General features: G+C 73.8%; 6 protein-coding genes. 1 reads left to right on the top strand and 5 read right to left on the bottom strand.

Annotated features, from left to right (window positions below):
• Nucleotides 1–50: 50 nt before the first annotated feature.
• From ACFCX4_RS14540 to ACFCX4_RS14520, 5 genes are all read right to left on the bottom strand, one after another.
• Nucleotides 51–4,997, bottom strand: coding sequence for an NAD-glutamate dehydrogenase (locus ACFCX4_RS14540; protein WP_376142143.1), 4,947 nt, complete (start codon nucleotides 4,995–4,997; stop codon nucleotides 51–53).
• A gap of 331 nt (nucleotides 4,998–5,328) precedes the next feature.
• The gene (gene pruA, locus ACFCX4_RS14535; protein ID WP_376142148.1) at nucleotides 5,329–6,954 is read right to left on the bottom strand and encodes an L-glutamate gamma-semialdehyde dehydrogenase; all 1,626 of its coding nucleotides are present in this window, start codon (nucleotides 6,952–6,954) and stop codon (nucleotides 5,329–5,331) included.
• Nucleotides 6,955–7,140: 186 nt separating this feature from the next.
• Entirely contained in the window at nucleotides 7,141–7,797 is a 657-nt protein-coding gene (locus ACFCX4_RS14530; protein WP_376142141.1) for an HAD family hydrolase, read from the bottom strand.
• Nucleotides 7,798–7,897: 100 nt separating this feature from the next.
• Nucleotides 7,898–8,407 (bottom strand): DUF6912 family protein, encoded by a 510-nt coding sequence (locus ACFCX4_RS14525; RefSeq protein WP_376142139.1) that lies wholly within the window; start codon nucleotides 8,405–8,407, stop codon nucleotides 7,898–7,900.
• A 120-nt stretch (nucleotides 8,408–8,527) separates the two neighbouring features.
• The gene (locus tag ACFCX4_RS14520) at nucleotides 8,528–9,697 is read right to left on the bottom strand and encodes a patatin-like phospholipase family protein (protein WP_376142137.1); all 1,170 of its coding nucleotides are present in this window, start codon (nucleotides 9,695–9,697) and stop codon (nucleotides 8,528–8,530) included.
• Nucleotides 9,698–10,121: 424 nt separating this feature from the next.
• Between ACFCX4_RS14520 and ACFCX4_RS14515 the strand changes: the two genes are divergently transcribed.
• Complete coding sequence (locus ACFCX4_RS14515; protein ID WP_376142135.1) at nucleotides 10,122–10,628, top strand: Rv3235 family protein; 507 nt, start codon at nucleotides 10,122–10,124, stop codon at nucleotides 10,626–10,628.
• The last annotated feature ends 108 nt before the right edge of the window (nucleotides 10,629–10,736 follow it).

The following is a 10,736-nucleotide window of genomic DNA, read 5'->3' as shown; positions in this document are numbered from 1 at the left end:
GCCGCGTCCTGGGACGCGGCCCCGCCGATCGGGTCCGGGGGCTGCGCGCGTCAGCGCATCGAGCCCGTGCGGAGCAGGGTGCGGATGACGCGCATCGCGACGGAGAGGCTGGACAGCTCGTAGTTGTCCGAACCCCTTATGTCGTCGAGGGTGCTCTTGGCGCGGTTCAGCAGGGTGGAGTTGAGGTCCGCCCAGGCCGAGTAGCGCTCCTCGGGGGTGGCACCCTCGGGGCCGCACGCCAGGATGTCCGCGGTCAGCGCCGCGTGGGCCGCGAAGAGGTCCTCGCGGATGGCGGCGCGGGCCATCGACGACCAGCGGTCGGTGCGCGGCAGCTCGATGATGCGGTCGAGCAGGTGGGTGATCCGGAGGCGGTCGGCGAGGTCGTAGTAGACCTCGGCGACCTGGGCGACGTCCTTGCCCGAGCGGTCCGCGACCTCGGTGATGTCCAGGGTCGGGAAGGTCGAGGACAGGCCCGCGATCCGGGTGGCGAGCCGCTCCGGCACACCCGCCTCGGCGAGGTCGTTGTAGACCTTCTCGAACCAGCCGATGTCGTCGCCGCGCAGCGGCTTCGGCAGCGAGCCCCACACCTGGTTGACCCGGTCGTGGAAGAACGCGATGGTGCCGGCGATGTCCAGCGGCTGGCGCCGGTTGTTGAGCATCCACCGGGTGGCGCGCTCCACGAGGCGGCGCGAGTGCAGCCGCATCTTGGTCTGCGCCCGGGCCGGGACCTGGTTGTCCAGGCCCTCGATCTCGGACCAGATCTCCTCCAGGCCGAAGACGGCCCGGGCGGCGGTGTGGGTGCGGGCGATCTCCTCGTAGGTGGCGCCGGTCTCCTCCTTCAGCCGGAAGGCGAAGGTGCAACCGCCGCGGTTGATCGTGTCGTTGACGATCAGCGTGGTGATGATCTCGCGGCGCAGCGGGTGCCGGTCGATCTGCTCGGCGAACCGGGTCCGCAGCGCGCTGGGGAAGTACTCGTGCAGCGCGGTGCGGAAGAACGGGTCGTCGGGCAGCTCGGTGGCGAGCAGTTCCTCGGCCAGGGTGATCTTGGTGTAGGCGAGCAGCACCGCCATCTCGGGCTGGGACAGGCCCCGGCCGTTCTGCTGGCGCTCGCGGATCTGCCGCTCGGTGGGCAGGAACTCCAGGCCGCGGTCCAGCTGACCCGCCCGCTCCAGGCGGTTGATCATCCGGGAGTGGACGTTGACCATGCTGTGCGCCTGGGCGACGGCGTTGGCCAGCACCACGTTCTGCGCGTAGTTGTTGCGCAGCACGAGGTGGCCGACCTCGTCGGTCATCTCGGCGAGCAGGGCGTTGCGCTGCTTGACCGTCATGTCGCCGTCGGCGACCACCTGGTTGAGCAGGATCTTGATGTTGACCTCGTGGTCCGAGGTGTCCACGCCGGCCGAGTTGTCGATGGCGTCGGTGTCGATCCAGCCGCCGGTGGACTCGGGGCCGCCGTGGGCGGCGTACTCGATGCGGCCGAGCTGGGTGCAGCCGAGGTTGCCGCCCTCGCCGATGACGCGGGCGCGGACCTGCTCGCCGTTGACCCGGATGGCGTCGTTGGCCTTGTCGCCGACCTCGGCGTTGGTCTCGGCGGAGGCCTTGACGTAGGTGCCGATGCCGCCGTTCCAGAACAGGTCGACGGGCGCCTGCAGGACGGCCTTCATCAGCTCGGCCGGGGTCAGCTTGGTGACCTGGACGCCGAGCGCGGCGCGCACCTGCGCGGAGAGCGGGATCGACTTGGCGCTGCGCGGGAAGACGCCGCCGCCGGCCGAGATCAGCGACTTGTCGTAGTCGTCCCAGGAGCTGCGGGGCAGGTCGAAGAGGCGGCGGCGCTCGGCGTACGAGGCGGCCGCGTCCGGGTTGGGGTCGAGGAAGATGTGGCGGTGGTCGAAGGCCGCCAGCAGGCGGATGTGCTCGCTGAGCAGCATGCCGTTGCCGAAGACGTCGCCCGACATGTCGCCGATGCCGATGACGGTGAAGTCCTCGGTCTGGGTGTCGACGCCGAGCTCGCGGAAGTTGCGCTTGACCGACTCCCAGGCGCCGCGGGCGGTGATGCCCATGCCCTTGTGGTCGTAGCCGGCCGAGCCGCCGGAGGCGAACGCGTCGCCCAGCCAGAATCCGTAGGACTCGGCGACGCCGTTGGCGATGTCGGAGAAGGTCGCGGTGCCCTTGTCGGCGGCGACGACCAGGTAGGTGTCGTCCTCGTCGTGGCGGACCACGTCGGCCGGGTGGACGACCTCGCCGCCGACCAGGTTGTCGGTGATGTCCAGCAGCGCCGAGATGAAGGTCTTGTAGGACGAGACGCCCTCGGCCAGCCAGGCGTCCCGGTCCACCGACGGGTCCGGCAGCTGCTTGGCGACGAAGCCGCCCTTGGCGCCGACCGGCACGATGACGGTGTTCTTCACCATCTGCGCCTTGACCAGGCCGAGGATCTCGGTGCGGAAGTCCTCGCGCCGGTCGGACCAGCGCAGACCGCCGCGGGCGACCTTGCCGAAGCGCAGGTGCACGCCCTCGACCTGCGGCGAGTAGACCCAGATCTCGAACGCCGGGCGCGGGGCCGGCAGGTCCGGGATCGCCTTCGGGTCGAACTTCATCGACACGTAGGAGTGCCACGCGCCGGTGCCGTCGTGCTGGAAGAAGTTGGTCCGCAGGGTGGCCGTGATGAGGTGCAGGAAGGAGCGCAGGATGCGGTCCTCGTCCAGCGAGACGACCTCGTCCAGCGCGCCGGACAGCTCCTCGACGATCCCCTCGGTCAGCTCGGCGGCGCCCTGCTGGTGGCCGGGGCTGAGCCGGGCCTCGAAGAGGTTCACCAGCAGGCGGGTGGTGTGGGTGTTGTTGCGGAGCGCGTCCTCCATGTAGTCCTGGGAGAACGTGGAGCCCGCCTGGCGCAGGTACTTGGCGTACGCGCGCAGCATCATCGCCTGGCGCCAGGTGAGCCCGGCGGTCAGGACCAGCTCGTTGAAGCCGTCGTTCTCGGCCCTGCCGGTCCAGGTGGCGGCGAAGGTCTCCTGGAAGCGCTCGCGGGCCTCGTCGGTCAGCTCGACGGCCTCGCGCAGCCGCAGGCCGAAGTCGTAGACCCAGGCGGTGGTGTGGTCGGAGCGGGTGAGCGCGTAGGGGTGCTCGTCGAGCACCTCGACGCCCAGCCGCTGGAGGACCGGCAGCACCTCGGTGAGCGAGATCGGGCCGCCCACCCGGTAGATCTTGAAGCGGCGCTCGTCGTCGCCCGCGCCGACCGGCTGGTAGAGGTTCAGCCGGAAGTCGCCCTCGCCGTGCAGCGACTCGATCTGCTTGAGGTCGGCGACGGCGGTGCGCGCGGTGAAGTCGGCGCGGTAGCCGTCCGGGAAGGCGTTGGCGTACTTGCGGGACAGCTCGGCGGCCCGCTCCTCGCCCAGCTCGGTGTGCAGCTGGTCGTTGAAGCCGTCCATCCAGAACCGGGCGGCCTCGGCCAGCTTGGCCTCGATCCGCTCGACCTCGCTGTCCGTCAGCTGGGGCAGCTCGCTGCCCGGGGCGACCCGGACGACGAAGTGCAGCCTGGTGAGCACCGACTCCGTCGACCAGACCGTGTAGTCGATCGAGGCGCCGTTGAGCTCCTGCATCAGGATGTCCATGAGGCGCAGCCGGATGCGGGTGGTGTAGCGGTCGCGCGGCAGGTAGACCAGCGCGGAGAAGTAGCGCCCGTACTCGTCCTGGCGCAGGAACAGCCGCAGCCGGCGGCGCTCCTGGAGGTAGAGGACGCTGGTGGCGATCTGGAGCAGCTCGGCGGCCCGGGTCTGGAAGATCTCGTCCCGGGGGAAGGTCTCCAGGATCTGCAGCAGGTCGCGGCCGTCGTGGCTCTCGGTGGAGAAGCCGGAGTCGGCGATGACGTCCTGGACCTTGCGGCGGACCACCGGGATGCGGCCGACCGACTCGGTGTAGGCGGCGGCCGAGAACAGGCCGAGGAAGCGGCGCTCGCCGACGACCTCGCCGTTGGCGTCGAACTTCTTCACGCCGACGTAGTCGAGGTAGGCGGGGCGGTGCACGGTCGCCCGGCTGTTGGCCTTGGTGAGGACGAGCAGCTTCTTCTCGTGGGCCTTGGCGCGCACCGGGGCGGAGAGCCGGCCGAAGGCCTCGCTGACCGGGTGGTGGTCGGAGTCGTGGCCGATCGGGTCGGAGCGCAGGATGCCGAGGCCGGTCCCGGCGACGGCCCGCAGGACCTCCTCGCCCTCGTGCTCGACGAGGTCGTACTCGCGGTAGCCGAGGAAGGTGAAGTGGTCGTCGGCCAGCCAGCGCATCAGCTCCCAGGCCTCGCCGACCTCCTGCTCGGGCAGGCCCGCCGGGGGCTTCTCGGCGAGCTCGTCGGCCAGCCGCAGCGCGGAGTCGCGCATCTTGGTCCAGTCCTCGACGACCTCGCGGACGTCGCCGAGCACGCGGCGCAGGTCGGCCTCGATCTCGCGCAGGTCGTCGCGGTCGGTCTCGCGGTCGATCTCGACGTGCATCCACGACTCGACGGTCGCGTCGGCCGGCAGCTCGGTGCCGGCGGCCTGGCTGCGGGCGCAGGCGTCGACGTCGAGGATCTCCAGCAGCTTGCCGGTGATGTCACGGCGGACGACCAGCTGGGGGTGGATGACGATGTGGATCGCGCGGTCCTGGCGGGACAGCTCGTTGGTGACCGAGTCGACCAGGAACGGCATGTCGTCCGTGATGACCTCGACCACGGTGTGGCCGCAGGACCAGCCGTTCTCCTCGACCGAGGGGGTGTGCACCCGCACCTCGGCGGTGCCCTGCGGGCGCTTGAGGCCCAGGCGGTAGTGCGAGGCGGCCGCGCCGTAGACGTCGACCGGGTCGCGGTCGACCAGGTCCTCGGGCGCCGTGTGGAGGTAGTAGTGGTGCAGGTACGCGGACAGAGCGCCGTTGCTCAGTCCCTCCCCCGGCGCCGCTCCCCCCACCTGGCTGTTCTCAGCGGCTGCTGCTGCCTTCCTGAGCAGTTCGGCCTTGGCTGCGTCCAGCTTGGTCTGCATGACTTCTTGGCTCCTGTCGCGCGCCGTTGCGTGACTCGGTGGTGGTCTCGGGATCTCAGCCGGGTCTTCCGCAATCCTGCCGCACCGTCCTGCTGAAAGGCGCCCATGGCACGCATGGAACACCTCTGCAGCGGGTAGGACGAGACGTTCGGCCTGCGGAGCCACCCGACGACGCCAGCCAGCCTAACGGGATCATTCGAAGGTGTCAGGGGACAAGCAGGCGCAAACCTGCAGGAAGACCGGGCCGTCCTGGACAGCTTGTCCAATCAGCGTGCCGGTTTGCGCCGAAAGCCGAAAGTTCGTGCGGAGCCCGTGAACGGGGCGCGGGCCCTCAGCCCATGTGCGGGTGAACATGCGTGGTCGGCGGCACGAACGTCTCCTTGATCGTCCGGGCGGAGGTCCAGCGGAGCAGGTTCTGCGCCGCGCCGGCCTTGTCGTTGGTGCCCGACGCCCGGCCGCCGCCGAAGGGCTGCTGGCCGACCACCGCGCCGGTCGGCTTGTCGTTGACGCAGAGGTTCCCGGCGGCGAACCGCAGCGCCTCCACCGCCTGGGCGATGGCGTAGCGGTCCTGCGCCACCACCGACCCGGTCAGCCCGTACGGCGCGCCTTCGTCGACCCGGCGCAGCACGTCCTCCCAGCGGGAGTCCTCGTAGACGTGCACCGCCAGGATCGGGCCGAAGTACTCGGTGGAGAACATCTCGTTGCGGTGGTCCGAGGAGACCAGGACGGTCGGGCGGACGAACCAGCCGATCGCGTCGTCGTACTGGCCCCCGGCCGCGAGCTCCACCGTCGGGTCCGCCTTCGCCCGCTCGATCGCGTCCCGGTTGCGCACGAACGCGCGCCGGTCGATCAGCGCGCCCATGAAGTTCGACAGGTCGGTGACGTCACCGACGGCCAGCGCGTCCACCTCCGCGAGGAAGTCGTCCTTGATCCGCAGCCAGACGCTGCGCGGCAGGTACGCGCGCGACAGCGCCGAGCACTTCTGGCCCTGGTACTCGAAGGCGCCGCTGATCAGGGCCGCCCGGAGGATCTCCGGGTCGGCCGAGCGGTGCGCCAGCAGGAAGTCCTTGCCGCCGGTCTCGCCGACGATCCTCGGATACGTCCGGTAGCCGGCGAGGTTGGCGCCGATGCCCTGCCAGAGCGACCGGAAGGTCGCGGTGGAGCCGGTGAAGTGCAGCCCGGCGAGGGCGGGGTCGGCGAGCGCCACCGCGGACAGCCGGCGGCCGTCGCCGGTGACCAGGTTGATCACCCCGGGCGGCAGCCCGGCCGCCTCCAGCAGCCGCATGACGTAGTGCGCCGCCAGCGTCTGGGCCGGCGCGGGCTTCCAGACCACCGTGTTGCCCATCAGCGCCGGCGCGGTCGGCAGGTTGCCCGCGATCGCGGTGAAGTTGAACGGGGTGACCGCGTAGACGAAGCCCTCCAGCGGGCGGTGGTCGGTGCGGTTCCAGACCCCCGGCGAGGAGACCGGCTGCTCGGCCAGGATCTGCCGGGCGAAGTGCGCGTTCCAGCGCCAGAAGTCGATCAGCTCGCAGGCCGAGTCGATCTCCGCCTGCTGCGCCGTCTTGGACTGGCCGAGCATGGTCGCCGCGTTCAGCGTCTCCCGCCACGGCCCGGCCAGCAGGTCGGCGGCCCGCAGGAACACCGCCGCCCGGTCGTCGAAGGACAGCGCCCGCCACTCCCGCCCGGCCGCCAGCGCGGCGTCCACCGCGGCCCGGGAGTCCTCCCGGGTGGCGTCGCCCAGCACGCCCAGCTTCGCCGCGTGGTGGTGCGGCTGGACGACCTCGGTCCGCTCGCCGCCGCCGAACCGCTGCTCGCCGCCGATGGTCATCGGCAGCGGGATCGGCTCGGCCGCCAGCTCGTCCAGCCGGCGCACCAGACGCACCCGTTCCGGGCTGCCGGGCGCGTAGCCGAGCACCGGCTCGTTGCCCGGGACCGGGACCTGGGTGACGGCGTCGATGGGCATGGCGGGCTCCGCTCCTCGTCAGGGCGGCCGGCCCGTTCCGACGACGGCCCCGGCTCCCGTCCAGCCTGACCAGCGGCGGGCCGCTTCGCTCCCCGGACACGCCAACGGTGGACGTGGCGCGGCTCACGCTCCGGACCGGCCGGGCGGCCCCGAGCGGGCAGCCCCGGGCCGCGGCGCGCCTCAGGCGGCGAGGCGCCCGGCCAGCTCCACCGCCTCCGCCAGGGTGTCCACCACCGGTACGCCGACCGGCTCCAGCTTCTCCCGGGTGTGCGAGCCTCCGGTGTACAGCACCGCGTGCGCGCCCGCGTCCAGCGCGGCCAGCGCGTCGTCCGCCGCGTCGCCGATCAGCACCGTCCGGCCCGGGTCGACCCGCTCGCCGAGCGCGGCCAGGTGCCGGACCAGGTGCTCGGCCTTCTGCCCGCCGGCCGGGCCGCTGCGCCCGTCCACCCGCAGGAAGCGGGCGGTCAGGCCGAAGCCCTCGACCACCGGCAGCAGCCGGTCGTGCTCGTACATGGAGAGCAGCGACTGGCTGTGGCCCGCCGCCCGCCAGCCGTCCAGCAGCTCCAGGGCGCCCGCGGTGAGGCCGCAGGCGGTGCTCAGCTCGCGGTAGCGGTCGTGGAAGGCGTCGTCCAGGCGCTGCCACTCGTCCTGGGAGGGCAGCCGGCCGAGCAGGCGCTGGTAGAACCGGGGGATCGGGATCTCGTACTGCTCGCGGTACTCCTGCAGCGTCATCGGGCCGACGCCGATGGTCGCGAACGCGGCGTTGCTCGCGCCGAGCACCGCCTCCATGTCGTGGAAGAGCGTTCCGTTCCAGTCCCAGACGATATGTGTGCGCACGCGTTGAACGGTAACGCCGCACCCCGCCGGACCGGAAGGACGGGGGCGGGGCCCGGGTCCGCGGGCCCGGTGCGCGGGCCCCGGCGAACGGGCCCCGGGCTCAGGCCAGCAGGCCGGTGATCTCCTGGGTGGCGTACCAGAGCAGGTCGTGGTCCTCGGCGCCGTCCACGGTGAACTGGGCGTCCTGGTCGCCCGCGTCCGCCGCGGCCACCGCCTCGACGGCCGCCGCCACGTCGGCCACCACGTCCGTGTCGGCGACGTCCGCGTGCACCGCGGCCGCCTTGGCCAGCTTCACGGGACCGGCCAGCACCACGCGGCCCAGCGAGGCCTGGTCCTGGTACTCGTCACCGGGGAACGGCCCGACCGCCGAGTCGGCGACGTCGAGCGCGACGACGACGCGGCGGCGCGGGGCGTCCGGGTCGGCGGCCAGCAGGCGGAGCGAGGACTGGGCGGCCCGGTTGAGCGCCGCGTACTCCAGTTCCTCGATGTCGTCGCTGACGTACCACTCGCGCAGCGCGGGCGTCACGGCGTAGGCCGCGGGCTGCTCCAGCGCGCCGCCCGAGTGCGCCTCCGCCAGGCCGGTCAGGGTGGTGGGCACGTACACGCGCATCGGTGGCACTCTCCGGTTCGTCCAGCGGCACAGCTTCCAGCGCCCCAGAATAAGCGCCGGACGCGGCGCCGCGATCACCCCGTCCGCGGGCGGTCCCGCGCCCCCGGCGGCCGGCCGCTCTCAGCGGGCCGTCTCCAGGGCCCTGCGGCAGGTGTCCAGGGCGCTCTCCAGGACGGCGCCGCGGCGGGCTCCGTCCATCATGTTCGGGCCCATCACCGCCAGGTCCGCCGGGGTGGGTGCGAGCAGGTGCACCCGGACCCCGCTCGCCCGCAGCAGCAGGGCCTCGCGCAGCAGCTGCCGGGTCACCGCCCGGCGGTAGCGGCCGACCAGCTGGGCGAGCACCCCGCGCGGGCGGTCCCGTTCGCGCGGGGCGCGCGAGCCGTCCAGCACGCGCCGGGCGCGCGCGGCGGCCGACCTGCCGGGACCGGGCTCCGGGCGCCCCCGGGGATCGCGGCGCAGCGCCATCGGGGCGAGCACGTACACCTCGTCGAGGCCCCGGTCGAGCAGCAGGTCGGCGTTGGTGGCCGACCAGCAGCCGCCGTCCACGTAGTCCGTGCCGCCCACCGTGACCGGCGCGAACCAGCCGGGGATCGCGCACGAGGCCATCACCGCCTCGGCGAGCCGGGCGGGCGGCGCACCGGGGTCCCCGAAGACCACCCGCCGACCGCTGCGGTAGTCCACCGCGACGGCCCGCAGCGCCGGGACCCCCGGCCGGGCGCGCGGACCGGGCGGACCGCCCGTGTCGCCCTGCGCCACCGCACCGCTCCGCACCGTCGGACCGTCCTCCCCCGCCGCCCGCTCCCCGCCGAAGAGGGCGTCGACAAGCGCGCCGACCGGGGCCAGCGAGCCCCGGCCGTGCGGCGCCGCCGCCGACACCACGGTGAGCAGCGGGTAGGCGCGCGGATGCCGCACGGCCTCCCGCAGCAGGCCCGGCGAGCCGATGCCCGCCCGGGGCCGCGGCGGCAGCGCGCCGCCGACCGCCGAGTCGTAGTCGAAGTCGATCCCCGCCAGTGGCCCGGAGGTCACCGGCAGGCCCCGCTGGTGGTCCCGGAGCTGGCCGGCACCCACTCCGCCCGCCAGCAGCGCGCCGAGGACCGCGCCCGCCGAGGTGCCGAGCAGCACGTCCGCGTCGCCCGGCCGGCGGCCGGTCGCCTCCTCCACCGCGCAGAGCGCGCCGACCGTCCACGCCGCGCCGAGCATGCCCCCGCCGCCCAGCACCAGGCCGCGCCGGGGCGCGCGCCCGTCCGCCGGCGGCGGCGCCGGACGCGTCCCGGATACCCATGTCGTCATGCCGGCCGCCTGTCGTCGTCGGGGCGGTGGTCCTGCGGGGCGTACGGCCCGGCTCCGATCCTGCGCGTGCGACGGCCCCCGGCGCAACGCCCGCCCCGGCGGAACCGACCGTCCTCTTTCGGGCCTTCCCGCTCTCCCCCGGGCGTCAACCCGGTGCCGGCGGGACCGCCGGGCGTCCCGCCGCCGCACGGGCCGGATCACCCGGATAGGTGAACTCCACGGCGCTCCCGGAGCCCGCCGCGACCCCGTTGCCGCACCGCGCCCGGGGCCGGTAGCAAGGCTCCGTCCGCGCTCGCACCACCCTGTCCGCACCGCACGCCCCCGTCCGCACCGCACGGTGTCCGCACCGCGATGCCGCAGCACCCACCCGCAGCACCACGGACCCCGTCCGGGCTCCGCCGCCGACCGCCCCAGAGGAAGGCCCATGACCACGTGCCCGAACCGCGCCCCGGCACCGCCCGCCCAGCCCGCCGTGCTGTCGGCGCGCCCGCACCGCCCCCGCGGCACCGTCCGGGACCCCCGTCCGCCGGCGGACCCGCGGCAGCAGCACCGGCCCCGCCGGCCGCGCCACCCCCGGGCCGCCTGCTCCGGCGGGCCGGACCGCGACCCGCGCGAGGGCCTGAGCGTCCGGTTCGCCCACCGGCTGGTGGAGGTGCTCACCGGCGCCCGGCCCTCCGGCCAGCTGCTGCGCCACACCACGCTGGACTGCTACGGCCAGCTCTCCGCCCTGGTCCGGGCCGGCACCCTGCGGGGGCCGGGCGGCGCCGGACGGCCGCGGCTCGGGCCGGTGCACGACCGCTCGCCCTCCCCGGGCGCCGTGGAGGCCTGTGTGCGGGTCGACCTCGGCTCCCGGCACCACGTGGTGGCCTTCCGGCTGGAACCGCGCGGCCCGTCCGGCCAGTGGCAGTGCACCGCCGTGGAGGCCCGGTGACCACCGCCGCCGCACCCACCCCGTCCACCGCGACCGCCCCGCCCGCCGTGCCCTCGGCGCCCGCACGCCCCCCGGAAACGGCGCGGGGCGCCGCCCCCGTACGGGAGC

Origin of the sequence: Kitasatospora sp. NPDC056327 (assembly GCF_042261735.1) — a bacterium.
Taxonomy (GTDB): Bacteria; Actinomycetota; Actinomycetes; order Streptomycetales; family Streptomycetaceae; genus Kitasatospora.
The sequence above is the reverse complement of the archived record's forward strand: the minus strand, read 5'-3'. Positions and strand labels throughout refer to the sequence as shown.